The organism is Hyphomicrobium zavarzinii ATCC 27496 (assembly GCF_000383415.1).
In the GTDB taxonomy this organism is placed as follows: domain Bacteria; phylum Pseudomonadota; class Alphaproteobacteria; order Rhizobiales; family Hyphomicrobiaceae; genus Hyphomicrobium_C; species Hyphomicrobium_C zavarzinii.
Window position 1 is genome coordinate 353798 of record NZ_KB911257.1, and the last position, 25631, is coordinate 379428.

Here is a 25631-nt window from a genome sequence, read left to right on the forward strand (position 1 = left end):
ATCTCGAGAAATCAGCTGACGATCAGCCCCGCACTCACTAGACGGGAAAGAACTCGCCGCGGGAGTGGTTGAGAACGCTCAGCGTGCCCGTCGCGATGTCGAAGTACGCGCCGTGCAGCGACAGACGGCCCTTGTCCTCCACCTGCTTGACGAAGGGGAAGGTGCGGAGGTTCGCGATCGAGGTCTTGATGCCTTCGTGCTCAAGCAGCCTCAGCTTCTCGGCCTGCGGGGCCATCTGGTGAGCGGACACGACGTGCAGACGCGCCTCGTCCAGCATCGACATCCAGCGCGAGATGAACTTGGCCTCGGTCTGGATCGCGGCGCTCTGATCGAGCGCGGTCTTCACGCCGCCGCATCCCGAGTGGCCCATCACCACGAGGTGCTTGATGCGCAGGTTCATGACTGCGAACTCGATGGCCGCGCTCACGCCGTGGAACTTGCCGCCCGTCTCGTACGGGGGCACCAGGTTGGCGACGTTGCGCACAACGAACAACTCGCCCGGCATGGCGCTGAACACGGTTTCCGGATCGACACGGCTATCGCAGCAGGAGATGATCATCACCTCCGGGTCCTGCCCGTATGTCGCGAGCTCTTCGTAGTGATCCGCGTTCGGAACGAAATGGCGGTGCTTGAAGCGGCGGTAACGGTCGGTCAGTTGTTCTGGGAAGCTCGACATTCGGGTTCGCCTCAAAATGAAGTGCCTGGGAAATTACGATACGAGGGCCGGGCGTGTCTGCCTCACAACACCTCAGATATCGGTCAGTTTCTACTCCAACAGCGGACGCACGCGACATTGCAATCGTCGCACCCAGCGCGCAGTTGTGCACAGAACGCCGAGTACCCGGCATGGTTAAACCCTGTATTTCAAGGCGTCTTCTGGTTGCGGGACCCCCTGCCAGCCGTTATCGTTCGCCGCACCAATGGCAAACTAGTGCTGGCTCACAGCAATCAAGGGGGGCGCGCCAGCCGGTAAAGCAAGGCTTGGCGTGATTATTCTATGACGTCACAGTCTTCTTCCGCGCCGAAATCGACATACGGGCAGGACCTGCTCGCATCGGTTGTCGTCTTCCTGGTGGCCCTGCCGCTGTGCATGGGCATCTCCATCGCTTCGGGCATGCCGCCTACGGCGGGTATCATCACCGGCATTATCGGCGGCCTCATCGTGGGCGTGCTGGCAGGCTCGCCACTCCAGGTCAGCGGACCGGCCGCCGGTCTCAGCGTCCTGGTGCTCCAGTTCGTGCAGGCCAACGGCGTCGAAATGCTTGGCGTCGTTGTCCTGTTCGCCGGCCTCTTTCAGCTCGCCGCAGGCGTGCTTAGGCTCGGCCAGTGGTTCCGCGCCGTCTCGCCTGCGGTCATCCACGGCATGCTCGCCGGTATCGGCGTTCTGATCCTCGTCGCGCAGTTCCACGTCATGCTCGACGGAAAGCCGCTCGGAACGGGCATCCAGAACCTGATCGGCATGCCAGGCGCTCTTCTGACGGCGATCGAGGCCGGCGACCATCGCCTCAAGGCGGCAGGTATCGGCCTTCTCACCATCGTGACGATCGCGGGCTGGTCGTTCGCGCCCAAGTCGTGGCGCCTCATGCCGGCCCCGCTCGTCGGCGTGGTCGTGGCCATGCTGGCGGCCGGTCTGCTCGGCCTTTCCGACATCCACTACGTGGTCGTGCCCGACAACATCTGGTCCACGGTCGTGTTCCCCACGCCCGACAACCTGATGCGCATCGTGGAAGCCCCGATCCTGATCGGCGCGATCTCGATCGCGTTCATCGCCAGCGCCGAGACGCTGCTGTGCGCGACCGCCGTCGATCAGATGCACCGGGGACCGCGCACCAAGTATGACAGGGAGCTCTCCGCGCAGGGTGTGGGCAATGCCCTCTGCGGCCTGCTCGGCGTTCTTCCCATGACCGGCGTGATCGTACGCTCCAGCGCGAACGTGGACGCCGGCGCGGTAACGCGGCTCTCGGCCATCATGCACGGCGTCTGGCTTCTACTGTTCGCGAGCGTGCTGCCATTCACGCTGAGCTACATCCCGATCTCGGCCCTTGCCGCCGTTCTCGTCTACACCGGCTACAAGCTCGCCTATCCGAAGATCGTGCCGACGCTGCAGAAGTTCGGCACCAGCGAAGTCGCGATCTACTTCATCACCGTCGCAACCATCGTCGCCACCAACCTTCTGGCGGGTGTGGTCGTGGGTCTGGTGCTGTCGCTGCTCAAGCTGCTCTATGCCTTCTCGCATCTCGAGGTGCGCAAGGTGGAAGAGCCGAACAGCAACCGCGTGGACCTGCATCTCAAGGGTGCCGCGACGCTGATCCGCCTGCCGATGCTCGCAAGCGAGCTCGAGGGGCTGAAGCCGAACACGCACGTCCACATCCACATCGACGATCTCGACTACATCGATCACGCCTGCATCGACCTGCTGACAAACTGGGATCGCCAGCACAAGGCCAGCGGCGGCTCTCTCGAGATCGAGTGGGAAGGGCTCACGCAGAAGTATCAGAACCGTAGCGGCCTCAGAGCTCGAGCGGAAGCGACAGGGCGCTAGAGCCTTTTTCGAAGGCGTGGATGCCGGTTCGGCTCTTCATGCGCTCACAAGATCGAACGACATCATGGCCGGGGCGACCCGGCCATGATCGTTTGCGAGGCCGGTTTCTCAGGACCGCGCCGTGATCGGGGCGGGCGAAGCGTTCCTGAGGATGGCATATCCGAGCAGCGCCGCGCACAGCGAGCCTGAGAGCACGCCGATGCGAATGTCCGCGGCGTAGGTGGGCTCCGGAAACGCCAGCATGCCAATGAACAGGCTCATGGTGAAGCCGATGCCCGCAAGCACGGCAACCCCGAAGAGCTGAACCCACGTGCTTCCTTCAGGACGCGTTCCCACTCCCAGAGCAATAGCCGCTCGTGCGAACGCGAACACGCCGATCGATTTACCCACGAGGAGGCCGAGCGCGATGCCGAGCGGAATGGGGCTCAAGAGCCGATCGGGCGTGATGCCGACGAGAGAGACGCCGGCGTTGGCGAAAGCGAAGGCAGGGAGGACTCCGAAGTTGACCCACGGATGCAGGCTCTCCTGAAGCTTCGAGGCGAGCGACTCGACTGTTCCGTTCCGCGTTCCGTTTGCGAGGGGCGTCAGAGGAATCGCAAACGCCGTGACGACACCCGCCAATGTGGCGTGGACACCCGACTTCAGCACGCAGAGCCACACGAACGTGCCGACCAGCACATAGGCGGCGGTGCGCGTGATGCCCCTGAAGTTGAGGACGGCCAGCGCCAAAACCCCGATGCCGGCAAGACCGAGGGCCAGAAGCGAGAGCTTGGACGTGTAGAAAAACGCGATGATCAGGATCGCGCCGAGATCGTCGATGATGGCGAGCGCAAGCAGGAAGATTTTGAGAGCCGACGGAATCCGCGAGCCGACGAGCGCGAGCACGCCGACCGCGAAGGCGATGTCGGTCGCGGTGGGGATGGCCCAGCCCGCGAGGGCGTGCGGGTCGCCGTAGTTGACAGCGACGTAGATGAGCGCCGGCACGATCATGCCACCCAGCGCGCCGATCGCCGGAAGCGCCGCCTGCTTCAGCGACGATAGCTCGCCTTCCACCAGCTCCCGCTTGATCTCGAGGCCGACGTGGAAAAAGAACACGGCCATCAGGCCGTCGTTGATCCAATGCAGAAGGTTCTTGTCCACCTCCAGCGCGCCGATGCGGATCGTAACCGGCGTATCGAGGAGAGCGTCGTAGACGTGAGAGAGCGGCGAGTTGGCGAGCAGGAGAGCCAGGATGGCCGCAAACAGGAGGATGATCCCGCCCGACGCCTCATGATGGATGAACCGAAGGGCGCCGCGCAGCTTTCCGACCATCACCTATCCCAACCAATCGCTTGAGCCTTTTTGTTTTTTGCCGCACGAGGATACGTGGGTCAACCTTTGCTCATGCGACCAGTTCGACAGGCAAGGGCGGCGCGTTCTGCCACGGCGAAGGCCCAGACAGGTTGAGCTCGTCCGAGCCCTTAGAGCGCGCGATGACGCTCGCGACACCCGCTGCGGCGGAGGCCGCGTGAGAGAGCACGTCGCCACCGTTGAGCATGTTGGCCGTGAACAGCGCAGCGAGCAGATCGCCGGTTCCGTGCGGCACCTCGGTTTCGCGCGGCACGCTGCAAAAGCCCGAGCGCTCTTTCGTGACGATCACATTGGCCAGGCGATCGGTTCCAACTGGAATCGAGCTCGCGAGCACAACCGGCACACCGAGCGTCCGCGCCGCCTCCACCACGTCGCCAAGCGACGACACAGGGCGGCCGGAGAGAAAGGCCAGCTCGAAGCGGTTGGGCTTGATATGCGTCGCCTTGGGCACGAGGCGATCGCGCACCGCTTCCGCCACGCTTTCGGGGACGTAGAGTCCCTCCGGGTGATCACCGAGAACGGGATCGCAGACAATCAGCGCGTCGGGGCGCAACGCGCGAACGCGATCAATCATCGCTTCCGCTAGGCGCACGTGATCCGGGCCCGGAAAGAACCCGGTCAGGATCGCATCCACCTTCGGCAGCCAGCCGTTCTCGCCCAGGGCCTCGGTCATGGCCGCCAATGTATCGGCGGCGACCTGACCGCCGCCGGTGCGGGGGTGGCCAAGATGGTTCGACAACAAAACGGTAGGACAGGCGATCACGTCATGTCCCATGCGCTCCAAAGCCGGCATGACGGCCCGAAGGCCGACCGAGCCGCGGGCGACGAACGACGAGATGGCGAGGATCGTGGCCATGGATCTCCCTGGAGCTGGCAATCGGCGGGTCGAGGCGGGCGCCCTTTCCTCGAGGGCGCCACAGCTTAAGGCCGCGGACTAGATCCAAGCACGGCTTTTTCCAGAGGCATTCCCGGACTGAACAATAGTCGCGTTGGTGCCAACTCCAGTTTGGACTATTTTTGCAGCGCAACATCCGCGTAAATAATACCAAGAGAGGCGACCGAAATGGCTCCGATACGCCCCCGACGCAGCGTTCTCTACATGCCGGGTGCCAACGACAGGGCGCTCGAGAAAGCGCGCTCTCTTCCCGCAGACGCCCTCATTCTCGATCTCGAGGATTCCGTTGCCCCCGATTCCAAGGTCGAGGCGCGCAACAAGGTGGTGGCCTCGGTGAAGGAGGGGGGCTATGGCCGGCGCGAGATCGTCATCCGGCCCAACGCGCTCGAAACGGCCTGGGGCACGGCCGACATCCTGGCTGCGGCCTCGGCGGCGCCGGACGCCATTCTGGTTCCCAAGGTGCAGCACGCGGGCGACATCATCAGCGCGGCCAAGATCCTGAAATCGGTCAACGCGCCGGAAAAAACCAAGCTCTGGGCGATGATGGAGACGCCGCACGCCATTCTCCACGCCGCCGATATCGCCGCCGTCGGCGCGGACCCCGAGAACCGGCTCGTGTGCCTGGTGATGGGAACGAACGATCTGCTCAAGGAAAGCCGGGCGCGTGCCGTGCACGACCGTTTCGCGGTGGTGCCGTGGCTCGCCCTCGCGGTGGTAGCCGCGCGCGGCTACGGCCTCGACATCATCGACGGTGTCTACAACGATTTCAAAGACGAGGCGGGCTTCCGCAACGAGTGCGAGCAGGGACGGACGCTCGGAATGGACGGCAAGACGCTGATCCACCCGTCGCAGGTGGGCCCCTGCAACGAGATCTTCTCGCCCTCCGAGGAGGAGGTGGCCTGGTCCAAAAAGATCATACGCGCGTTCGAGGAGCCCGAGAGCGCGCACAAGGGCGTCATCACCGTCGACGGCAAGATGGTCGAGCGCCTCCACCTCGTGCAGGCGAAGCGAACGGTGGCCATCGCGAACTCGGTCAAGGAGATCGAGGACTGGTTCTAGGGCGGTTCGATGCAAGAGCCCGTGGCTGCTTGCTTTTCTGCCCATTTCTTCCCGGCCCCAGGTCGCGGGGCCGCAGTCCCGCGCCGGGAGTGAGGTGGGCGCGATCACCCCCGGGGCGAGCGAAATGGCGCACTCGCATCATCCGGCCAAAAATGGCATAGGACGGCCCTGACCTGAACTTTCGAGGACCGAGACGAGAGCGATGACAAAGACCAATCCCGGCAACTTTTTCGAAGACTATCGCGTCGGACAAGTCCTGAACCACGCCACGCCGCGCACCCTGAACGAAGGCGATGTCGCGATCTACACCAGCCTGTACGGCCCCCGCTTCGCGGTCCAGTCCTCGGACGAGTTCGCGCGCGCCATCGGCTATCCGCGCTCTCCGGTCGACGACCTGCTGCTGTTTCACGTGGTATTCGGCAAGACCGTTCCCGACGTCTCGCTCAACGCCATCGCCAACCTCGGCTATGCGGGCGGCCGCTTCCTCAAGCCCGCCTATCCCGGCGACACGCTCTCGACCGTCTCCGAGGTGATCGGCCTCAAGGAGAACTCCAATCGCGAGACGGGCACCGTGTACGTCCGCTCGACGGGCCGCAACCAACGGGGCGAGGTGGTCCTCGAGTACACGCGTTGGGTCATGGTCCGTAAGCGCGACAAGAACTCGCCCGCGCCGGAAGCCGTCGTTCCCAAGCTCTCCGATCGCGTCGATCCCAAGGACATCGGCGGCGCGGTGCCGGTTCTCGACACCAAGGCCTACAATTACGCCCAGGCGGGCGCTCCCTACCGCTGGGACGACTATGCCGTCGGCGAGCGGATCGACCACGTGGACGGCATGACGCTCGAAGAGGCCGAGCATCAGATGGCCACCCGGCTCTACCAGAACACGGCCAAAGTTCACTTCAATCAGCACACCGAGACGAAAGGCCGTTTCGGCAAGCGCATCGTCTATGGCGGCGTCACCATTTCGCTCGCCCGTGCGCTGTCGTTCAACGGCATGAACAACGCCTTCCACATCGCGGCGATCAACGGCGGACGCCACGTGGCGCCGCTGTTTGCGGGAGACACCGTCTATTCCTGGTCTGAGGTGCTGGAGAAGGCCGAGTTGCCGGGACGCACGGACGTGGGTGCACTGCGTACCCGTCTCGTGGCGGTGAAGAACCAGGATGCGAGCACGTTCCCGTTCAAGAAGGACAACGGCGACTATGCCGATGGCGTGATCCTCGATCTCGACATCTGGGTGGTGCTGCCGCGTTAATCCGCGATAAGCTCCAAAAGAGATAAAGCATTGCGGGATGGCGACTCCTCGTTTTGAATGGTTGCCAATCGCACCCGATTCATTGCTTTTCTAGACGTGATCACTCCCTGAACGGGACAAACACTTTTTGGCGGCCGCGAGGTGGACTTGCGGCCTCCTCGGAGGGGCGAGGCGCTCGCCAGGAAATCTTTGACGCAGAAGGTAGCTGTCATTGGAGCAGGCTTGGCTGGCTTGTCGTGCTCCTCCTATCTTCGCCGCGCGGGATGCTTTGTCGAAGTCTTCGAGCAGGAACGCATCATCGGAGGCCGGGTCGCCACGGCGCGAAACGGTCTCGTCGCGTTCGATTCCGGGGCTCAGTACCTCACCGCGCGCTCCGACAAATTCCGCTCTTACATCAACGAGCTGGTGTCTTCCGGCTACGCTGCGCGATGGGACCCCAAGACGACGTCGGGCGAGACCAAGGGCGTGCAGCTCCACACCTGGTATGTCGGCACGCCCGGCATGAGCTCGATCGTGCGCCCGCTGGCCGAGAGCATTCTCGTTCACACCGGCAAGAAGGTGCACACGCTGAAGCCCACGGACAAAGGCTGGACCATCTGGTTCGAGGACCAGACGAGCGCCGGCCCGTTCGCGGCGGTGGCCGTCACCGTTCCGGCGCCAGCCGCGCGGCTGCTTCTCGGCCGGGTCGAGGGCATGGTCGAAACGCTCTCGCGCGTGCGCATGGTGCCGACATGGTCGGTGATGGTGCGCCTCGCCGAGCGGACGCTGCCCGATCAGGACGTCTATTCGGACATGTCGGAAGTGCTGCGCTGGATCGCCCGCAACAGCTCGAAGCCGGGCCGTAACGTGAGCGGCGGGGGCGAGACTGTCGTGATCCACGCCTCTCCGAGCTGGAGCCGGGAGACGGAGGACGCGGATCCCGAGGCGGTGGCCGAGGAGATCTGGGGCGAGGTGACGCGCCAGCTCGGGCTTCCGGCCGTCACGCCGCAGCAGATCAGCGCGTATCTTTGGCGCCACGGGCTCGTCGAGCAGTCGCTGGGGGAATCCTTCATCTACTCGAGCCACTACAAGGTGGGGGCCGCGGGAGACTGGTGCCTGGGGCGGCTTGCGGAGCACGCCTACGAGAGCGGGCAGGGGCTCGGCAAAGCGATCGTCAGCTCGCTAATCTGAGTTGAGAAATCGTGTTTAAAGCCCGCCTGTTGCGATGGCGACGCGCACCATTTGGCGAATTGCCCCGTCTGTTGCAGCGCGCTAATAGTCTTCCAGGCCATCATTTCGTCAGACTCTTCACTCTGGCGGATGAGTACGGTTCAAGCTGAGATCCGCGTTTTTTCGTGTCCGGGATGGACCGCATTCCGGACCCTGGCGTACTGGCCGCCCTGGACCACGTTTTCCTCCCGGGGCGAGACGATCACGGCCGAACGCCATGCGGGCGGAGCTACGGCCAAGGTTTTTTTGTTTGTTGCGCTTCTGCCGACGGACCCTGCTGGGTGCGTACGGCCGGAAACGCTCTCGGGGGACGGAGAATAAATGGCTGACGCCAAAGCCGAGCGGGGCTCGCAAGCGGCACGTCCGCTTTCGCCGCACCTGCAGATCTACAAGATGCCCGTCAACATGCTGATGTCGATCGTGCATCGCATAACCGGTGCCGCGCTCTATTTCGGAACCGTGCTCGTGGCCTGCGTGCTGGTAGCCGCGGCGAGCGGTCCGGATGCCTACGCCACGGTAACCGGCCTGCTCGGCACCTGGCTGGGGCAGCTCGTGCTGTTCGGCTACACCTGGGCGCTGCTGCATCATCTCGCGGGCGGTATCCGGCATTTCATCTGGGACACCGGCCGCGGCTACAAGCTCGAAACGGTGGATCTGCTCTCGTGGGGCACCCTCGCGTTCTCGGCCATCACGACGGTGCTGATCTGGCTCTATGTCCTGTTCGTCGCCGGAGGGAGCGCGCCATGAGCATGCGCACGCCGCTCAAAGAGGTTCGCCGGCTGGGCTCCGCCAAGGAAGGCGCCGATCATTTCTGGACGCAGCGGACGACCGGTGCCGCCAACCTCGTGCTCTCCATTTTCGCGATCTGGCTCGCGGTCAGCCTCATCGGTGCCGACCACGCCACGGTGAAGGCGACCATCGCTCAGCCGATCATCGCGCTGCCGCTGCTCCTGTTCGTCACCTCGGCTGCCATTCACATGCGTCTCGGCATGCAGGTGATCATCGAGGATTACGTGCACGGCGAGGCAGCGAAGATCGTGCTGCTGATGCTGAACTCCTTCTTCGCCATCGCCGTTGCTGCGGCGAGCGCGCTTTCCATTCTCAAGCTCTCCTTCGGAGGCTAACGTCACGATGGCTGCCAAGACCAACGGAAAAGAGCCGGCTTCGCCCGCCATCAACGGCAAGGCTTATCCCACGCACGATCATACCTACGACGTGATCGTCGTCGGCGCAGGCGGCGCGGGTCTTCGCGCGACGCTGGGAGCCGCCGAAGCAGGCCTCAAGACGGCCTGTATCACGAAGGTGTTTCCCACGCGCTCGCACACCGTCGCCGCACAGGGCGGCGTCGCGGCCTCGCTCGGCAACATGGGCCCCGACAACTGGCGCTGGCACATGTACGACACCGTCAAGGGCTCCGACTGGCTCGGCGACCAGGACGCGATCGAGTATCTCTGCCGCCATGCGCCCGACGCGGTGTACGAGCTCGAGCACTACGGCGTGCCCTTCTCCCGCACGGAGGATGGCAAGATCTATCAGCGCCCGTTCGGCGGCATGACAACGGAATTCGGCTCGGGACCGCCGGCACAGCGCACCTGCGCGGCCGCCGACCGCACCGGGCACGCCATGCTGCATACGCTCTACGGACAGTCGCTGCGCCACTCGGCGGAGTTCTTCATCGAATACTTCGCGCTCGACCTCCTGATGGACGAGGAGGGTGCGTGCCGCGGCGTAATCGCGCTTTCGATGGAAGACGGCACGATCCACCGCTTCCGCGCCAAGCGCACCATTCTGGCGACGGGCGGCTACGGACGCGCCTACTTCTCCTGCACCTCGGCGCACACCTGCACCGGCGACGGCAACGCCATGGTGCTTCGTGCGGGCCTTCCGCTGCAGGACATGGAGTTCGTGCAGTTCCACCCGACAGGCATCTACGGCGCGGGCGTGCTGATCACCGAAGGCGCGCGCGGCGAGGGCGGGTATCTCACCAACAGCTCGGGCGAGCGCTTCATGGAGCGTTACGCGCCTCATGCGAAGGATCTCGCCTCGCGGGACGTCGTCTCGCGCTCGATGACGGTCGAGATCCGCGAGGGGCGTGGCGTCGGTCCCGACAAGGACCACATCTACCTGCACCTCGATCATCTCGATCCCAAGATCCTGGCGGAACGGCTGCCCGGCATCACGGAAAGCGCCAAGGTATTCGCGGGCGTGGATCTCACGCGCCAGCCGATCCCGGTGCTGCCGACCGTGCACTACAACATGGGCGGCATCCCGACCAACTATCACGGCGAGGTGCTGACGCTGAAGGGCGGCAACCCGGACCATGTGGTGCCGGGCCTGATGGCCATCGGCGAAGCGGCGTGCGTTTCGGTGCACGGCGCCAACCGTCTCGGCTCCAACTCGCTTATCGACCTCGTGGTGTTCGGGCGGGCGGCAGCGCTGCGCTGCGCTGACTCCATCGAGAAGGGCGCGTCACAGCCTGATTTCGCGAAGGACGCCACGGACGCCGCGCTCGCCCGTCTCGACCGTTTCCGCTATGCCAAAGGCAAGGAGCCGACGGCGGCGCTGCGCCTCAGGATGCAGAAGGTGATGCAGGCGAACTGCGCCGTGTTCCGCGATGGTCCCGTCCTCAAGGAAGGCGTGCAGAAGATCCTCGATATCTGGAAGGCATCCAAGGACATCGGCGTCACCGACCGCTCGCTGATCTGGAACTCGGACCTGATCGAGACGCTCGAGTACGACAACCTGATCGCGCAGGCCGCGGTGACGGTCGTCGGCGCCGAGAACCGGAAGGAAAGCCGTGGCGCACACGCCCGCGAGGACTATCCGAACCGCGACGACGTCAATTGGATGAAGCACACGCTGGCGTTCGCCGACTATGAGAAGAAGTCCGTCTCGCTCGATTTCCGGCCGGTGCACACGCACACGCTGACCAACGAGATCAAGTACATCGAGCCCAAGGCACGCGTTTACTAGGGCATTCTGGCCGACGCAGATTTTCCGCCCCGGATCGAGAGATCCGGGGCTTTTTTTGCCGGTTTCTCACGCTATTCCTGCACGGCGCCGGGAATTGCCGCCTTCTCGACAGACTGGCGTGCTCAAAGCAGCCCCGAGGCGCATTTCTGCACTTGTCAGACACTGCCGACGCGTAAATGTTGTGCCTCTTCCGGCGGCGCTCCGTCCGCCGACAGTCTGAGACGCTTCGGCATGCAGCCTGAATGGCGTCCCAGGCATTCAAGCGCAGTTTCCGCGGAGGGCGATGGGCCCGCCAGCACACGGCTCGAGAGGCAGACGAGATTGGCGAAGGACCCGGCACCGACACCTTCCGACGACGGCGACTCGCGGATCGCGCCGGATCCGTTCGCGGCCGTGCTTCCGGCCATCGCCGCGCTCGGCACGATCTCCTCCATCGCGACGATCAACTGGGCGGCTCGCGAGCGGACGGCTGACCGGATGCGGCCGAAGCGCAAGGCGGTGACGGCGCTGCGCGAGCTCGAGACCTGCTGCCTGCATCTGACCGAGATCTTCCGCCGCTTCCAGCGCAATCCCCGGCTGTTCGCGGGCGAAGGCGCGCAGGGGGCCTCGCCTCTGAAATTCGGCGTACACGGACCGCGCGTCACATCCGATGCGGCCAAGCTCTACCAGCAGGCGATCAATGACGTGGCCTCCATGCTGGTGCTCGCCTCGCAGAGCGCCTTCGAGGTGATGTGCGCCATTGAGGACGGCACGGTGGAGGCGCCCGAGCAGATCTTCTTCGGCTTCGGCGAATGCCAGGACAGCCTGAACAAGCTCATCCAGAACCGCGCGACGCTAAAGGTCTCGGTCGATGTCGGCACCGAAGTCGCGGACCGGCTCACCACGCTCGTGCGCGAGCTCAAGAAATATCGCACGGACTGACGCCCGCGTTTCCGGCGTTGCCCTCTGCACCGCGGAGAAGTGTCTGGACCCCGATCTTCATCGGGGTGACGTTGAGTTTGGGCCGTCGGTTTCTACAAAACCAACGTCATGCCGGCGGAGGCCGGCACCCGCGACACATTTCGAGGTGGGTGCACTTCAATCCGTTGAACCGGTGGATGCTTGCGTGAACCCCGGCCCGCGCCGGGATGACGTTCCATTGGCGGATACTGCCAAGCACAAAACTTCACATCATCCGGATGTCATGTCGAGGCCTTGCTGCGCATGGACGGGTTTCTCCCACCGGGAGAAGGAAGGGCGTTCTCTCGAACGCTTCACTTCCTCGCTCTTTGCGGGGAGAGGAGAGAGGCCCCGTCTCTAGCTGCGCTGGCCGCCGAGTTCGTCGAACAGGATCGAGAATGTGGAGCCCTTTCCGACCACACTCGAAATGCGCAGCTCTCCGCGGTGGCGGATGACGATGTGCTTGACGATGGCGAGGCCGAGCCCCGTGCCGCCTTTGTCCCTGCTTGCCGCCGCGTTGGCGCGGTAGAAGCGCTCGGTAAGCCGCGGCAGATGCTCCGGAGCGATGCCGGGGCCGTCATCGGCGATGGCGACCAGCACGCGTGGAACCGGCGGCGAGCCATCGAGAACACGGGAGACTGCGATTTCCACGCGCCCATTCTCGCGGCCGTACTTGATGCCATTGTGCACGAGGTTCTGGATTACCTGCACGATCTCGTCGCGATCGCCGCGTATCCTGATGGGGCCGTCGCTCTTCGTCACCACGATCTTCACTTTCGAGGCGGCGGCCAGAGGCTCCAGCGCCTGCGCCACGTAGGCCGCGACCTCGTTCAGCTCGACGATTCCCTTCGGCGGCAAGTGAACGCGCATCTCCACGCGGCTCAGCGAAAGGAGATCGTCGATGAGGCGGGTCATGCGGTTTGCCTGGCTCGACATGATGCCGAGAAAGCGGGCGCGCGCGTCCGGATCGTCCCGCGCCGGCCCCTGCAGCGTCTCGACGAAGCCGCGCAACGAGGCGAGCGGCGTGCGCAACTCGTGGCTGGCGTTGGCGATGAAGTCCGCGCGCATCTGGGCGAGTTTGTCCTGCTCGGTAAGATCGCGGAACGAGATGACCAGCAACGGCAGGCCGCGGCGCGTTTCCTTGCCGCCCAGACGAGAGACGGTCGCCGAGATGCGCCGCTCGACCGGAACACGCTCGAACAGATCGACGACGACGGGCTCGTTTGAAACGGCCGCCTTCTCCACCGCCTCGTTCAGCTCCGGATTGCGCGAGACGTGGCTCAGCGGCTGTCCCGGCCGCACCTTCGGAAACAGGTCCTGAAAGAGCGCGTTGAAGTGCAGAACGTTGAAATTATGATCGAGGGCGAGCACGGCGTCGGGAATGGCGTCGAGCAGAAGCCGCCAGCTCGCGGCCTCCTTTTCGTTCAATGTCGGCCCGCGCACGAAGCGCTCGCGATCCCCGGCAGAGGCGTCATCGCCGTTTTCGCCGTCGGAAGGGCCTTGCCCGCCGATGGCCATCGCCATCACAGCAAAAGCAGCGACGGCCAGTTGCCAGGAGATGCTTCCGGCCACGGCCAGCCCGACGAACAGAAACGCCGCGACGGCAACGGCCCAGAGGCGGCTGCACAGGCGACTGCGAAATCCGCGCAGGCCTGCCCGCAAAGGCTCGATCTTCGTTGTGAGTGCTGACAGGTATCGGGTCAGCCACCGGGGCTCCGTCATGGGCGCCCATATTGCCTCGATCCGCAGCATGGGCTCAACCCTCACGGCGCACCCGCCGGACCGGTTGGGTGTTTATGGTTTTCAAAGCGAAGCTCCTCCGCGGGCGATGTCCGCAATTCGGCTTCCTGATAAACAACACTTGTGTGACAGTTCATCTGCGCCCCGAGGCGCTTTCGCTTTTCATTGAATTGCTTCAACGTTCCTCTATCCCGGCAAGCAGGCTGGGCAGCGCTCGAGGGACGAGGACGGAAACCATGGGAAAATCGAAGAACGGCAAGACCGAGAAGGAAAGCTCGGGGGTGCCGCAAGCCTATCCGGGGTTCGACCTCGACAATCCCACCTTCCCCCCGCAGCTCGAAGAGCGCGCGCTCAAGTCAGGCGGGTATCCCTACGACGACAAGCTCAAGCGGAAAGTCTACGAGGATCAGCTCCAGCAGCTGCAACTCGAGCTGATCAAGTTGCAGGACCATGTGCAGGCCCAAGGCGAGCGGGTCGTGGTCGTGTTCGAGGGACGCGACACGTCGGGCAAAGGCGGCTGCATCGCGCGTATCCTGGAGCGGGTTAACCCCCGCCACTCCCGCTCCGTCGCGCTTTCGAAACCCACCGAAGCGGAGCGCGGGCAATGGTATTTTCAGCGCTACATCAGCCATTTGCCGACGCGCGGCGACATGGTTCTGTTCGACCGGAGCTGGTACAATCGCGCGGGCGTCGAGCGCGTGATGGGGTTCTGCAGCGAGGATGAGGTGGCGCGTTTTCTTCGCGACGCGCCCGAGTTCGAGGCGCTTCTGGTTCGCGACAACATCCGCTTCTTCAAGATTTACCTGACGGTGGGGCGCGAAATGCAGCTCAAGCGCTTCCACGAGCGGCGTCATGATCCGTTCAAGCAATGGAAGGTGACCGAAATCGACCGCGCGGCCATCGGCAAATACGACGATTACACGCGGGCCGAGGCCGACATGCTGCGCTTCACCCACACTGCCGTCAGCCCGTGGACCGTGATCAACGCCAACGATCAGCGGCGCGCGCGCCTCGAAGCCATGCGCGTGATCCTCTTGGCGCTGGACTATGCGGGCAAGAACAAGGACGCGATCGGGGCTATCGATCCCAAGATCACCACGTCCGGGGCGGACTACCTGGCCACCCTCAACGGCAAGCAGTCCTGAGAGCGGTCAGGGTCCGAAAGACGACACCGGTGGGCAAGAAAATCGGGCTCCAACCCATGTGGCTGGAGCCCGATTCACGTGAAATATGGTCCGGTTTCCGGGTCAGGGCAGACGGCAGCCGGACGTGAGGAAGCCGTAGAGCCAAGCGGTGGCCGCGCCGAACCCGGCCCCCGTGGCCAGCACCGGCCAGATCAGGTTGATGTCGTTCCCCAGAAACGGCGGCTCGCTCCTGATCAGCGGGATCAGAACCAGGGTACCGACCAGCGCCGGGCCAATGAGCCCGAGCAGAGCGCCCCGAAAGGTCATCGAGCCCCGCGGCACGCTTCCGAGAATGAGGGCGAAGACCGCGCCCCAGACGCCACCCCACACCGCATCGGTTGCGATCTGCGGATAGCCGGTCATCAACGACGGTTCCATGGACCACGGCAGGCGCGTCGCATATCCCGAGTTGTAAAGCCAGAGACCAATCAGCTCGTGCACCGTGACCAGCGCGATCGCCCCCGCGATGAAGCCGAGCACGAGGCTCTTAAAAGACGTTCCCTCCATGACCTTTTCCCCTCCTGAGCTATGATGAATCGAGCGTTCCGCTTCTTTTTTAGGCAGTATTGACCGCTTCGGGGGATGTTGGAAGGCCTGATCCGCCAGAAGTGGCACGGCAGAGTCGCCCGGCGTTTGCGTTCATCTTTTGCGCGATACTCAACTAATATTCAATCTATGGTTGATATATGTCGTCGAACCCAATGCAGGGAGCGACCGATGCCGGGTATTCGCGTGGAGAGGCTGCCTGTGCGGACAATGGGGTTGGGCCTGCTCGGCTTCGACCACCTGCAGATCGTGTGCCGGAGTGATTTCCAGGATCCCGGCCGCCCCGTACGCCAGGACGATTGGTTCGTCATCGAAGGCCTCCGGGAGGCCGACGACGCGGGCGTGCGCCTCGGCGTCGAGGGCTGGCACGGCGGCACCACGCTTTCGGAGGCGAACGCCAATCTCAGGGACGATGCGCTCGCTCTCAAGATCGGCACCCCCGAAAGCCGCGGCGGCCGCGACATCGTCGAAGGAAGCGCGGCCATCGAGCTGTGGGCGAGCCTCGCGTCCTTCGCGACCGACATCGAACTCCAGCGCTTTCCCTACATCGCGCTTGCATTACCGGGGTCCGCGTTGCCGACGCTCAACTCGTCATCGCTCATTGCTTCGCTGCTCCATCACACCGGGATCGACGTGGAGGCCGCCCTGCCCGCTGGGGTGCGCTTCTCGCCGGGCACCTCGACGCTGCTCGGAACGTCGCGGGACGACAAACTCCGGACCGGAAACGGCTTCACCGCCCTCCTCGGCGGCAAGGGCGCGGACGATCTCTCGGGCAACGACATCTCGGGCCAGATCGACAAGCTGTATGGTGGCCGGGGGGACGATACGTTCCATTGGTCGGCGGGCCTCAACATCGTCCACGGCGGACAACCGGGCCTCACCTACGACGAGGACGGCCGCGACACCATCGTCTACACAGGGGCCGGCGATGTGACGCTCGAGGCGCCCTTCGCGCGTGAGCCGCACCATCAGCCCGACTTCATCGCGACCTACCGCGCCGGTCAGGATCACCTGCTCTCGATCGAGGAGGTGGTGTGGGACGGTACGGGCGACCGGCTCACGATCGGAAAAGGGGTCGGGCTATCGCCGAGCCCGCTCAAGGTGGAGTTCAATCGCAACGGCGGCGCGGGAGGCGGGGGTGTGCTCGATCTCTCGCACTCCGATGTCGGCTTCCGCATCACGGCGCATGCCGACGCCGAGCTGCATCTCGACGGCCGCACAGGCGACAGAGCAGGATCCGGCGGCCTCCGTGTTTCAGGTGCCGAGCGGATGATCGCGAGCCCGCACGAGGACCGGTTCGTGATCGCGTCGCCCGGCGCGTCGCTGGTGATCTCCGATGCCGCACCGGAGGATCGCCTCGCAGTGACGTGGACGCCATCGCACATGGCGGCGGCTTATGATGTCCGCTCGCGCGAGCTCGTCGTTCATCTCTTTCCGAGCGAGGCCCATCAGCGGAGCAGTTTGGTCCGCCTCCTCAACTTCAAGAATGGAGCGCTCGGCATCGATCTCGACCGTCCCCTTGCGCTTGCCGACGAAGCGGATGGCGCCTTGCTGGTGTCCGGGCCGCTCCCCGCCCAAGACGACGCGTACGACCTTTCGGCGCCCATCCTGATGGCCGATCCTTCGCTCGATTTTCTGAGCGCCAGCATCTTCTGTCTGGATACTTTCGACGACGTGCTCTGCCACGACTATCCGGTATTCGGCGCGGGCGACGCGATAAGCGCGCTGCAGAACGCCGGCTAACGCGCAACCGGGCGATGATTTTCGCGCGCAGGCTGATACGGTGTGAGACTTCTTGCTCTTCTCATGGAGCCTCAAAGCCGCCCGTGCTCAGGATCTGCATCCAAACGAAACGCGTGGCCACCATGGCCTCGGCCGCCATCGCAGCGTGCTGGGGTCTCGCCGTTGCATCACGGGCCGACGAAACGTGCGCCACAGATGCGGGGTCTTCGCACGATGTGGTGCGGGTGATCGATAGCGAGACCGTGCTTCTCGACGATGGGCGGGAGGTTCGCCTGATCGGCGCGCTGGCTCCAAAGGCGGATGCCATCGCCGCCACGCCGGATGCCTGGCCACCCGAGCGCGAAGCTCTCCGCGCGCTCGAAACACTGGTCTCCGGTCGCGCAGTCACCTTGCGCTACGAGGGCCGCAAGCGCGATCGCTATGGACGTGAGTTGGCGCAGCTCTACGTCGCGGGGGTGAGCGGACCCGAGTGGGTGCAGCGGCGCCTGATCGCAGACGGCCATGCGCGGGCCTATGCGCTACCTGGAAATTCGGGCTGCCTTCGCGCGCTTCTCGGCGCGGAAGAGGAACCCCGCACCGCGCAGCGCGGACTCTGGAGCCGCACGACCTATCGCGTGCGCGAGGCTTCCGAGGTGGATGCGTTGCTGCGTCTCGCCGGCCGGTTCGTTCTGGTCAGCGGGCGCGTGTCGCAGGTCGCGCGCACGCAACGGACCACCTACATCAACTTCGGCTCGGATTGGCGCCGTGATTTCACCGCCAGCATCGCGAGCTCCCTGGTCGACCGGAGCCCGGATGGCGCGACGCGTCTCAGCGCGCTTGCTGGAAAGGAGATCCGCGTGCGGGGATGGATCGAGCGGCGCAACGGGCCGATGATCGTGCTTGGCTCGTTCGACGAGATCGAAACGCTAAACGGGAATGAAGGTGCGCCGCCGCCCGGATCCAAAGCGGCCGCCGACACTAAGTCCGCGACGCCGCCCCCAGATACGACAACACCCCGCTGACGGGCAGCGGGGTGTCGCAATTCTGGGTGGCTGTGTAAGGCTGCTTATGCGGCCTTCACCTCGGCATCCGTGCCATCCGCCATACGGCGGCCGCGGGCGCTCTTGGAGAGCACCTCGGTGATGCGCTGCACGGCGCCGCGCTCATCGAGCTTCTCGACGGCTGCGATCTCGCGTGCCATGCGATCGAGCGCGTCCTCGTAGAGCTGACGCTCGGAGTAGGACTGCTCAGGCTGGGCCTCGGAACGGTAGAGATCGCGAACGACCTCGGCGATCGAAACCAGATCACCGGAGTTGATCTTCGCGACGTACTCCTGCGCGCGGCGGCTCCACATGGTGCGCTTCACGCGGGCGCGGCCCTTCAGCGTCTCCATAGCCTTCTTGACGATGCCGTCATCGGCGAGCTTGCGCATGCCGACGCTGTCGAGCTTGCCGGTGGGAACGCGGAGCGTGAGCTTCTCCTTGTCGAAAGTAATGACGAAGAGCTCGAGCGACATGCCCGCGATCTCCTGCTCCTCGATGCCGACGATGCGGCCGACGCCGTGAGCCGGGTAAACGATGAACTCGTTGGTCTTGAAGCCGTGGCGCTGGCTGACGGACTTCTTCTGAGCCGCGCTCTGCGCCGCCATGACCTGACGGGCGGCCGCGGCCTTCTCGGCGATCTCCTTCGGAGTGGCCGGCTGAACGGGGGCCGTCAGCTTCTGGCCGCCAGACTTGGCGAGCGCAGCAGCGGCGCGGGCCGGCGTGACGGCCTGATGGCCGGCGACAGTAGCCGCCGCAGCGGGCGCGGCAACGGACTTTGCCGGAGCGGCCGCCTTGGCGGCCGCAGGCTGAGACTGAGGAGCGACAACCGCCTTCAATGCGGGCTTCTTCCCTGCGTTGGCTGCGGTAACCGCCTTCTTCATCTCGGGTCCTTTCACGACTGATTTTGCAACGGGTGACTTGGCAACAGGCGACTTGGCGACGGAAGCCTTGACAGGGCTCGGCTTCTTGGCATGACTTGCGGAGACGGCGGCGGCGGTTTTCTTCGCGCCGGGCTTGGCAGCAGCAGATTTGGTCTGGGAGGGCCGGGCAGCGGTCTTGGACGCAGCGGGCTTGGATGTCCTAGCCTTGGCGTGCGCTTTGTTCTTCTGAGCCATAGACTTCGTCTCACTCTCTCGTATCACAACGCTCGGCCCCGAATGGGTCGAGCCGTACTCTTCTCTGCAACCGGGTCTTGTTGAGCCCGTAGACCGTGCAGTCACACATAGACCCGGACGTCGGCAGGTCGCCTTTGCCGCCGTTCCAGGACCTCCCCAGCATGTCGGGTTGCCGAGCCGAAATAGCTACCCGCTTACTCTCAGTTGGACGATAAGTCACAGATCTCAGATGGGCGCCCACATTCGGCGCAGCAATCGGCCACAAAGCTCCGAAAAGCTCGCGGCAAGTGCTACGTTGGGCCGTCTTCGTTCCTGTTCGGTTCTAATCTGTCCAAGGATATACTTGTAACACAAATTTCATGAAAATTGAAGCGCGATAAGGAATATAGGTGATCTAGGGCTTAAAGAACTTGATTAAGTCTTCGAGTTGCTGCGACGCACGCACGGACGACGACTACGCTATTTTACGCAGTCTCCACTTAGTCGCCTTGGCCAGGTTCGGAAGAAAAATATTTATCGAACTTGTCTTTTTCATCCCTGTACTGCTCGGCCTCCGGTAACGGGGGCTTCTTCGAAGTAATATTCGGCCATTTGTCTGCGTATTCGCGATTGACCTCGAGCCAGCGCTCCTGGCCTGGCTCCGTGTCCGGTTTGATGGCATCGACAGGGCATTCCGGCTCGCACACCCCGCAATCGATGCACTCGTCGGGGTGGATCACCAACATATTGTCACCCTCGTAGAAGCAATCGACGGGGCACACCTCCACACAATCGGTGTACTTGCACTTAATGCACTTGTCGTTGACGACGTAGGTCATGTCGGAGGTGTCCGGATCTTCTGAAGGTGCGTTCGCTTGATCTCGGGATGTGCCAAATGCCGGACCCCATAGCAAGCCCCGCAACGTCACAGCCGCGCCATTTGACGTTCGTCAGGTGGATCGTTTGAGCTCGTCAATCTGCCGGCGCTCCCGCTTGGTCGGCCGTCCGGCCCCGGGAGCCCGCTCGCCCCAGGCCATGGGCTCGGCCGTGTCGGCCGCCGCCCCGGCGGGCGGCGCGCGCGGCGTCAAGTCCTCATAGAGCAGCTGTGCCTCGGCCGCTGGTCCCCGGCGCTCTCCCAGCCCCAGCACCTTGAGCACCCGGACATTGCGGTGAAGGCGGGAGGTGACAACATCGCCGATCTTGATCGCCTGGCTGGCCTTCTCGGCCTTCACGCGGTTGACCTTGATCTTGCCCTCGGTGACGGCGGTCGCCGCCAGCGTCCGGGATTTGGCCACCCGCGCAAACCACAGCCACTTGTCGAGACGCTGATGTCCGGTCTCGGCGGCGGCAGGGCTCGCGGCGGGTTTCGTCATGTGGAGTTCTTTTCCCGGGCCTGCTTGGCCAACGCATCGCGCAGGGCGCCGAGCGAGGCAAAGGGTGAATCGGGATCGGGCCCGCCCTTCTTGGCTGGCGGGCTCGCCGAGCGCATGACCGGCGCTTGCCGATCCTCGTGACGGCGGCGATCATCGCCGCGCCGCTCATCGCGGCGGCGTTCTCCGTGTCCGCCGTCGCGATGACGCTGCTGGGGCCGCGGGCGGTTCCGGTCCTGATCGCGCTGCGTGCGGTCGCGGTCTCTGCCGCGCTCCCGGTCACCGCGGTGACGCTGAGGTGCCTCGGACGCATTGACCTGAGACTGCGCGTCGCCCGCGTTGGCCGAGGCCTCGCTCTGCTGAGACGCGGCGGCGTCGGCGGGAGCGGCAGCAGCCGGCGCGTGACCGCGTCCCTCTCCACCGCCTCGACGGCGACCGTGATGGCGGTCCCTGTGCTCGCGGCCCTGACCTTCGCGGCGGCCTTCCTCGCGGCGCTGAGGGCGCTCGTCGCGATGGCGGCGCGGGCGCCAAACGTCGATGACGATGGTTTCGTCGGCCTGAGCTTCCGTGGCTGCTTCCGCAGCGGGAGTTGCCTCCGCCTGCGCGGCGGGTTCCGCCTCGGCGGGCACGGGCGCGGCGTCCTGCGGAGCAGCGCTCGCCTCCGCCTCCGCCGTTTCGGGCGCGGGTTGCGAGGCCTCTGGCGCACCGGACGCCGGATCGGCAACCTGAGCCGCATCGGCGCGGGCGGGCTCGACAGGCTTCGGCACGGTCTTGCGATCAAGCCGGAAGCCGAGGGCCTTCAACACGTTGCTCAGTTCGTCCGGCGAGCAGCCGAGGATCGACATCATCTCCGGCGTCACGATGAAGCCGCCATCGCCGGTGGATCCCTTGGGCGGGGCTGTCGCGTTCTCGGGCGATGCCCGGTAGGCGAGCAGCGGACGGATCAGATCAGCCAGACGCTCGAGGATGTCGAGGCGCACGGCGCGCGGACCGCACACATGGAAGCCATAGGCGCGATAGAGCGCTTCCGGGGCTGTGGTCTGGACGGCGGCCGACGTGAGACCGGCGCGCGGAAGCTCCGGCAGCGTCTCGAGCGTGAGGCCGTGCGCGGGGGCATGCTTCAGCGCCCAGAGCGTGACGGCGAGCTCGGCAGGAGCGGGCTTCAAGAGAGTCGGGAAGTAGATGTTGAACGCGCCGAAGCGAACGCCGTACTTGCGGAGCTGCGCGCGCGCCTCCTGATCGAGGTGCTTCATCATGTCGGCGATCAGCTCGCGCTTCACCATGCCGAAGCTCTCGGTGAGGCGGAAGGCGATGCCGCGGGCGAGGCCCGTGAGATCCTCCGCCTTGGCGATATCGACCAGCGGTTTCAGCCGCTCGGCGATGACCTCGTCACGCCAGGCTTCGAGGCGGGCCTGGACCTTCTCGCGGTCGGGGCCGGTCAGGTGCTCATCGGCCAGCAAGTTGATCTGCGGCTTCAGGGGATCTTCCGCGGGTTCGAGCGCGGCGATCTCCTCGTCGCGCCACAGGATGCGGCCCGAACGATTGACTTTGAAAGCGTCGGCCTTGGCCGCAGCGACGCGGCGGGCGCGCATGCCAAGCTCGCGCGACAATACCTGCGCAGCGGCACTGCGGGCGGCCTTGCCGTGGATGCCGTCGCCGCTCTGGGTCTCGGGCGAGAAACGAAACCCCTTGAGGCTTCCCACATAGTGGTTCTCGACGCGGATGGCGCCGTCCTCGCCGATTTCGGCGTTGAGCTCCTCCTTGTCGCGCAGGCCCTTCATCAGGGCGCTGGTGCGCCGGTCGACGAAGCGCTGCGTCAACTGCTCGTGGAGCGCGTCAGACAGCGCATCCTCAATGGCGCGCGTGCGGGCCTGCCAATGACCGGGGTCCTTCAACCAGTCCGCGCGATTGGAGACGAAGGTCCAGGTGCGAATGTGCGCGATGCGGTTTGCGAGCGTATCGATGTCGCCGTCGGTGCGGTCGGCGAAGGCGACCTGCTTGGCGAACCAATCCTCGGGCACGCGGCCTTCGGGGCCCATGAGGTAGCCGTAGATCGTTCCGATCAGCTCGGCGTGGTTTTGCGAAGAGATCTTGCGGTAGTCCGGGATCTGGCAGACTTCCCAGAGCCGCTGAACGGCGGCGGATGTCGTTGCGTATCCGGCGATTTCGCGATCGTTGGCCAGCGTCTCGAGGGCGATCACGTCATCGGCCATGCGCGCGCGCGTCAGGCGCTGCTCGTTCGGCATCTCGCGAAGGCTGTCGCGGAGGCGATCGAGGGACGAGAATTCGAGGCGGCGGTTACGCCACTGAAGCACGCGCACATTGTCGAAGGTGTGCGTTTCCAGCCGCTCCACGAGATCCGCATCGAACGGCTCGCAGTTGCCCGTCACGCCGAAGGTGCCGTCGTTCATGTGGCGGCCCGCGCGGCCTGCGATCTGTCCGATCTCGTTGGCCGTGAGATTGCGGAAGTTCTGACCGTCGAACTTGCGCACGGCGGAGAACGCGACGTGATCCACATCGAGATTGAGGCCCATGCCGATTGCATCGGTGGCGACGAGGAAGTCGACGTCGCCGGACTGATAGAGCGCGACCTGCGCATTGCGCGTGCGCGGCGAGAGGGCGCCGAGCACCACGGCCGTGCCGCCGCGCTGGCGGCGGATGAGCTCGGCGATGGCGTAGACCTCGTTGGCCGAGAAGGCGACGACGGCCGAGCGGCCCGGCAAGCGCGTGATCTTTTTCTCGCCCGCATAGGTGAGGCGCGAGAGGCGCGGGCGCGAGATGAAGTTCGCGCCGGGGATCAGGTCCTGGATGGCATCGCGCATGGTCTGCGCGCCGAGCAGCAGGGTTTCGGCACGGCCCCGCGCATGAAGCAGGCGGTCGGTGAAGACATGGCCGCGCTCAGGGTCACCGGCGAGCTGGATCTCGTCGATGGCGAGGAAGTCCACGTCCACGTCTCGCGGCATCGCCTCGACGGTCGCCACCCAATAGCGTGCACGCTCGGGCTTGATCTTTTCCTCACCGGTGATGAGGGCGACCTTGTCGGCGCCGATGCGGGCGGAGATCTTGTCGTAGACCTCGCGCGCGAGCAGCCGCAGCGGCAGACCGATCATGCCGCTCTCATGACCGAGCATGCGCTCGATCGCGAGATGGGTCTTGCCGGTGTTGGTGGGGCCGAGTACCGCAGTGACGTTGCGGATGCGCGTTTCCAGATCGCTGGCCATACGCGAGATCTCCTTTGGAAGAGCCCTTGGCATTGCATTGCGAGGGTTCGAGATCAAGCTATTTGATTACGCGGGGGAAAGGCGTCCATCCCGGTGGAATTCTTCTAAAGCTGACTCGCGTCTGCTCGCCTGCAAAATGCGTCGTTCCCGCCGCCGTCGAGAACGTGCCACGACGCCGGAAATGCCCGAGGGCACCGCGGGGAAGCCGCGATGCCCTCTGCAGATGTCGGACTATGACGGAAAAGCGACCCTAGTTGGCCGAGGCGACCTGACCGCGCTCGGGAAGCTCGATGTTCACGCGCTCGAGGTTAATGCGGGCTTCGCCGGCGGCCGTGGGGACCGACACCGACTGGGGCAGCATCAGCTTGGCAGCAGGCACGACGCGGAAAGCGATCTCGATATCATTCGTGGCGGCGAGCTGGCGCGTTTCCTCGGTCGGACGGTATCCGGCGATGGGCGTATATTTGACGCGGCAGACGGTGGCCGTCTCGCCCTTCACGCCTTCCACTGGGATCTCCCGGGCATATCGCAGATCGATGTCGAAGCGCTGCTTGCCGTCGAAAATCGCCACCTTGCGGCCGCAAGGCGAGGGCGCATCGGTGTGCGTGATCGCCATGATGGCACTCAGGGGATCAAATACGTTGTTGAGGTGCGAGCGGGTGAGGGGCACCGTATCCGGCGCTTCCAGGGTAACCGGAAGAACGGTGAGGCGATCGATGCCGTTCTGATCGAAGCCCATGGTAACGGAGCCGTTGCGCACGGAGCTTTCATAATCAAAGCGGAAATCGGCGGGCTTGGGGGCCTTGGCCTTGAGGGTGCCCGAGCTGTGGGTCACGCCCTTCCAATGGAAGACGCCGAGAAGTGCGGAAATCTGCACATCCGTATCGAGCGTGTAGCTCGTGCGGCCGACGTTGGATTTGAAGCGGAAGGTGCCGAGATCGAACCCGTTGAGGGTGATCTTGTAGCTGGCGTCGACCCGGACCGGGGAAACGCCTGTAGGCGACGGGGCGGCCGTGGCCAGTGGCGAAAGCGGCACCAGAGCGGCAAGAGCTGCCGAGCCAAGCGCCAAAACGCATCCACGCACGCGACGAGACTGTACCTGGTACATGATCATACTCACCAACCCTTCTCGCCGCGACTCTCAGCGAAAAGGGACTAAAACGGGTTTACGATACGACTTCGTAGGACACATTCTGCCCCGTAAGGCTTAACAATTCGCTCACGGTCGCGCCGGATTGGCACGGCGCTCAGCCCGTTTAATCCCCAAATCATCTATTCCGTTCCCGGCCCGAATTTTTGCCCGGAGTGCCTTTTCAGCGCGGCGGAATGGCCTCATACGCTTGACGTTCTTGCGGCGGCTCGCGTATAGAAAGCCCCGACTGTCCCGCAGATCTGTATCTGCGGGCTATTTTCATTGATTTTCCCCGTGATTTCGGGTCCGTCCTCGGGGCGGGCGGTCGGACGTGGGGCTCGACCGAACGAAGGATAG

Annotated in this window: 21 protein-coding genes; 11 read left to right on the forward strand and 10 right to left on the reverse strand. The window is 64.5% G+C overall.

Annotation, left to right across the window (positions count from 1 at the left end):
* Nucleotides 1–37: 37 nt before the first annotated feature.
* Nucleotides 38–676, reverse strand: coding sequence for a carbonic anhydrase (locus F812_RS0109590; protein WP_020085756.1), 639 nt, complete (start codon nucleotides 674–676; stop codon nucleotides 38–40).
* Between the two features lie 321 nt (nucleotides 677–997).
* On the opposite strand from F812_RS0109590, the gene F812_RS0109595 reads away from it, so the two are divergent.
* Nucleotides 998–2542, forward strand: coding sequence for a SulP family inorganic anion transporter (locus F812_RS0109595; protein ID WP_020085757.1), 1545 nt, complete (start codon nucleotides 998–1000; stop codon nucleotides 2540–2542).
* Nucleotides 2543–2650: 108 nt separating this feature from the next.
* On the opposite strand, the gene nhaA is transcribed toward F812_RS0109595, so the two are convergent.
* A complete protein-coding gene (gene nhaA / locus F812_RS0109600; RefSeq protein WP_020085758.1) occupies nucleotides 2651–3853 on the reverse strand; it encodes a Na+/H+ antiporter NhaA in 1203 nt (400 codons plus the stop codon).
* Between the two features lie 70 nt (nucleotides 3854–3923).
* Complete coding sequence (locus F812_RS23360; protein ID WP_020085759.1) at nucleotides 3924–4748, reverse strand: PfkB family carbohydrate kinase; 825 nt, start codon at nucleotides 4746–4748, stop codon at nucleotides 3924–3926.
* A gap of 207 nt (nucleotides 4749–4955) precedes the next feature.
* On the opposite strand from F812_RS23360, the gene F812_RS0109610 reads away from it, so the two are divergent.
* The 7 genes from F812_RS0109610 to F812_RS0109640 all read left to right on the forward strand — a co-directional run bounded on the left by F812_RS0109610 (nucleotide 4956) and on the right by F812_RS0109640 (nucleotide 12204).
* Nucleotides 4956–5846, forward strand: coding sequence for an HpcH/HpaI aldolase/citrate lyase family protein (locus F812_RS0109610; protein WP_026867993.1), 891 nt, complete (start codon nucleotides 4956–4958; stop codon nucleotides 5844–5846).
* 202 nt (nucleotides 5847–6048) lie between these two features.
* Nucleotides 6049–7101 (forward strand): MaoC family dehydratase, encoded by a 1053-nt coding sequence (locus F812_RS0109615; RefSeq protein WP_020085761.1) that lies wholly within the window; start codon nucleotides 6049–6051, stop codon nucleotides 7099–7101.
* A gap of 141 nt (nucleotides 7102–7242) precedes the next feature.
* Entirely contained in the window at nucleotides 7243–8271 is a 1029-nt protein-coding gene (locus F812_RS0109620; RefSeq protein WP_271029653.1) for an NAD(P)/FAD-dependent oxidoreductase, read from the forward strand.
* Nucleotides 8272–8631: 360 nt separating this feature from the next.
* The gene (sdhC, locus tag F812_RS0109625; RefSeq protein ID WP_020085763.1) at nucleotides 8632–9057 is read left to right on the forward strand and encodes a succinate dehydrogenase, cytochrome b556 subunit; all 426 of its coding nucleotides are present in this window, start codon (nucleotides 8632–8634) and stop codon (nucleotides 9055–9057) included.
* Entirely contained in the window at nucleotides 9054–9434 is a 381-nt protein-coding gene (gene sdhD / locus F812_RS0109630) for a succinate dehydrogenase, hydrophobic membrane anchor protein (RefSeq protein WP_020085764.1), read from the forward strand. The genes sdhC and sdhD overlap by 4 nt, the downstream gene beginning before the upstream one ends.
* A 7-nt stretch (nucleotides 9435–9441) precedes the next feature.
* The gene (sdhA, locus tag F812_RS0109635) at nucleotides 9442–11283 is read left to right on the forward strand and encodes a succinate dehydrogenase flavoprotein subunit (protein ID WP_020085765.1); all 1842 of its coding nucleotides are present in this window, start codon (nucleotides 9442–9444) and stop codon (nucleotides 11281–11283) included.
* 321 nt (nucleotides 11284–11604) lie between these two features.
* Nucleotides 11605–12204: a hypothetical protein gene (locus F812_RS0109640; RefSeq protein ID WP_020085766.1), complete on the forward strand. Its 600-nt coding sequence runs from the start codon at nucleotides 11605–11607 to the stop codon at nucleotides 12202–12204.
* A 375-nt stretch (nucleotides 12205–12579) separates the two neighbouring features.
* Here the strand turns inward: F812_RS0109640 and F812_RS23365 are convergent, their stop codons facing one another.
* Complete coding sequence (locus tag F812_RS23365; RefSeq protein WP_198011169.1) at nucleotides 12580–13944, reverse strand: ATP-binding protein; 1365 nt, start codon at nucleotides 13942–13944, stop codon at nucleotides 12580–12582.
* 254 nt (nucleotides 13945–14198) lie between these two features.
* Here F812_RS23365 and ppk2 point away from each other — a divergent pair, with 254 nt between their 5' ends.
* On the forward strand, nucleotides 14199–15107 hold the full coding sequence (gene ppk2, locus F812_RS0109650) for a polyphosphate kinase 2 (RefSeq protein WP_020085768.1): 909 nt from the start codon (nucleotides 14199–14201) through the stop codon (nucleotides 15105–15107).
* A gap of 102 nt (nucleotides 15108–15209) precedes the next feature.
* Here ppk2 and F812_RS0109655 read toward each other — a convergent pair whose 3' ends face one another.
* A complete protein-coding gene (locus F812_RS0109655) occupies nucleotides 15210–15653 on the reverse strand; it encodes a hypothetical protein (RefSeq protein ID WP_020085769.1) in 444 nt (147 codons plus the stop codon).
* A gap of 210 nt (nucleotides 15654–15863) precedes the next feature.
* Here F812_RS0109655 and F812_RS25425 point away from each other — a divergent pair, with 210 nt between their 5' ends.
* Entirely contained in the window at nucleotides 15864–17435 is a 1572-nt protein-coding gene (locus F812_RS25425; protein WP_156827349.1) for a calcium-binding protein, read from the forward strand.
* A 122-nt stretch (nucleotides 17436–17557) separates the two neighbouring features.
* Nucleotides 17558–18436, forward strand: coding sequence for a thermonuclease family protein (locus F812_RS23375; RefSeq protein WP_020085771.1), 879 nt, complete (start codon nucleotides 17558–17560; stop codon nucleotides 18434–18436).
* Nucleotides 18437–18480: 44 nt separating this feature from the next.
* Here the strand turns inward: F812_RS23375 and F812_RS23380 are convergent, their stop codons facing one another.
* From F812_RS23380 to F812_RS0109690, 5 genes are all read right to left on the reverse strand, one after another.
* A complete protein-coding gene (locus F812_RS23380; protein ID WP_020085772.1) occupies nucleotides 18481–19572 on the reverse strand; it encodes a CarD family transcriptional regulator in 1092 nt (363 codons plus the stop codon).
* A gap of 479 nt (nucleotides 19573–20051) precedes the next feature.
* Nucleotides 20052–20390 (reverse strand): ferredoxin FdxA, encoded by a 339-nt coding sequence (fdxA, locus tag F812_RS0109675; protein ID WP_020085773.1) that lies wholly within the window; start codon nucleotides 20388–20390, stop codon nucleotides 20052–20054.
* 111 nt (nucleotides 20391–20501) lie between these two features.
* Nucleotides 20502–20924 carry an RNA-binding S4 domain-containing protein gene (locus F812_RS0109680; protein WP_020085774.1) on the reverse strand — a complete coding sequence of 141 codons (423 nt, stop codon included), beginning with the start codon at nucleotides 20922–20924 and terminating at the stop codon, nucleotides 20502–20504.
* Nucleotides 20921–24142: a helicase-related protein gene (locus F812_RS0109685; protein ID WP_020085775.1), complete on the reverse strand. Its 3222-nt coding sequence runs from the start codon at nucleotides 24140–24142 to the stop codon at nucleotides 20921–20923. Before F812_RS0109685 ends, F812_RS0109680 begins: the two co-directional genes overlap by 4 nt.
* Nucleotides 24143–24392: 250 nt before the next feature.
* Entirely contained in the window at nucleotides 24393–25256 is an 864-nt protein-coding gene (locus F812_RS0109690) for a DUF3108 domain-containing protein (protein WP_020085776.1), read from the reverse strand.
* Nucleotides 25257–25631: the final 375 nt, after the last annotated feature.

What these genes read in the sequence shown, in the direction of transcription:
- F812_RS0109590 (WP_020085756.1), bottom strand. Translation starts at nt 676, where the DNA reads ATGTCGAGCTTCCCAGAACAACTGACCGACCGTTACCGCCGCTTCAAG.
- F812_RS0109595 (WP_020085757.1), top strand. Translation starts at nt 998, where the DNA reads ATGACGTCACAGTCTTCTTCCGCGCCGAAATCGACATACGGGCAGGAC.
- nhaA (WP_020085758.1), bottom strand. Translation starts at nt 3,853, where the DNA reads ATGGTCGGAAAGCTGCGCGGCGCCCTTCGGTTCATCCATCATGAGGCG.
- F812_RS23360 (WP_020085759.1), bottom strand. Translation starts at nt 4,748, where the DNA reads ATGGCCACGATCCTCGCCATCTCGTCGTTCGTCGCCCGCGGCTCGGTC.
- F812_RS0109610 (WP_026867993.1), top strand. Translation starts at nt 4,956, where the DNA reads ATGGCTCCGATACGCCCCCGACGCAGCGTTCTCTACATGCCGGGTGCC.
- F812_RS0109615 (WP_020085761.1), top strand. Translation starts at nt 6,049, where the DNA reads ATGACAAAGACCAATCCCGGCAACTTTTTCGAAGACTATCGCGTCGGA.
- sdhC (WP_020085763.1), top strand. Translation starts at nt 8,632, where the DNA reads ATGGCTGACGCCAAAGCCGAGCGGGGCTCGCAAGCGGCACGTCCGCTT.
- sdhD (WP_020085764.1), top strand. Translation starts at nt 9,054, where the DNA reads ATGAGCATGCGCACGCCGCTCAAAGAGGTTCGCCGGCTGGGCTCCGCC.
- sdhA (WP_020085765.1), top strand. Translation starts at nt 9,442, where the DNA reads ATGGCTGCCAAGACCAACGGAAAAGAGCCGGCTTCGCCCGCCATCAAC.
- F812_RS23365 (WP_198011169.1), bottom strand. Translation starts at nt 13,944, where the DNA reads ATGACGGAGCCCCGGTGGCTGACCCGATACCTGTCAGCACTCACAACG.
- ppk2 (WP_020085768.1), top strand. Translation starts at nt 14,199, where the DNA reads ATGGGAAAATCGAAGAACGGCAAGACCGAGAAGGAAAGCTCGGGGGTG.
- F812_RS0109655 (WP_020085769.1), bottom strand. Translation starts at nt 15,653, where the DNA reads ATGGAGGGAACGTCTTTTAAGAGCCTCGTGCTCGGCTTCATCGCGGGG.
- F812_RS25425 (WP_156827349.1), top strand. Translation starts at nt 15,864, where the DNA reads ATGCCGGGTATTCGCGTGGAGAGGCTGCCTGTGCGGACAATGGGGTTG.
- F812_RS23375 (WP_020085771.1), top strand. Translation starts at nt 17,558, where the DNA reads ATGGCCTCGGCCGCCATCGCAGCGTGCTGGGGTCTCGCCGTTGCATCA.
- F812_RS23380 (WP_020085772.1), bottom strand. Translation starts at nt 19,572, where the DNA reads ATGGCTCAGAAGAACAAAGCGCACGCCAAGGCTAGGACATCCAAGCCC.
- fdxA (WP_020085773.1), bottom strand. Translation starts at nt 20,390, where the DNA reads ATGACCTACGTCGTCAACGACAAGTGCATTAAGTGCAAGTACACCGAT.
- F812_RS0109680 (WP_020085774.1), bottom strand. Translation starts at nt 20,924, where the DNA reads ATGACGAAACCCGCCGCGAGCCCTGCCGCCGCCGAGACCGGACATCAG.
- F812_RS0109685 (WP_020085775.1), bottom strand. Translation starts at nt 24,142, where the DNA reads ATGGCCAGCGATCTGGAAACGCGCATCCGCAACGTCACTGCGGTACTC.
- F812_RS0109690 (WP_020085776.1), bottom strand. Translation starts at nt 25,256, where the DNA reads ATGATCATGTACCAGGTACAGTCTCGTCGCGTGCGTGGATGCGTTTTG.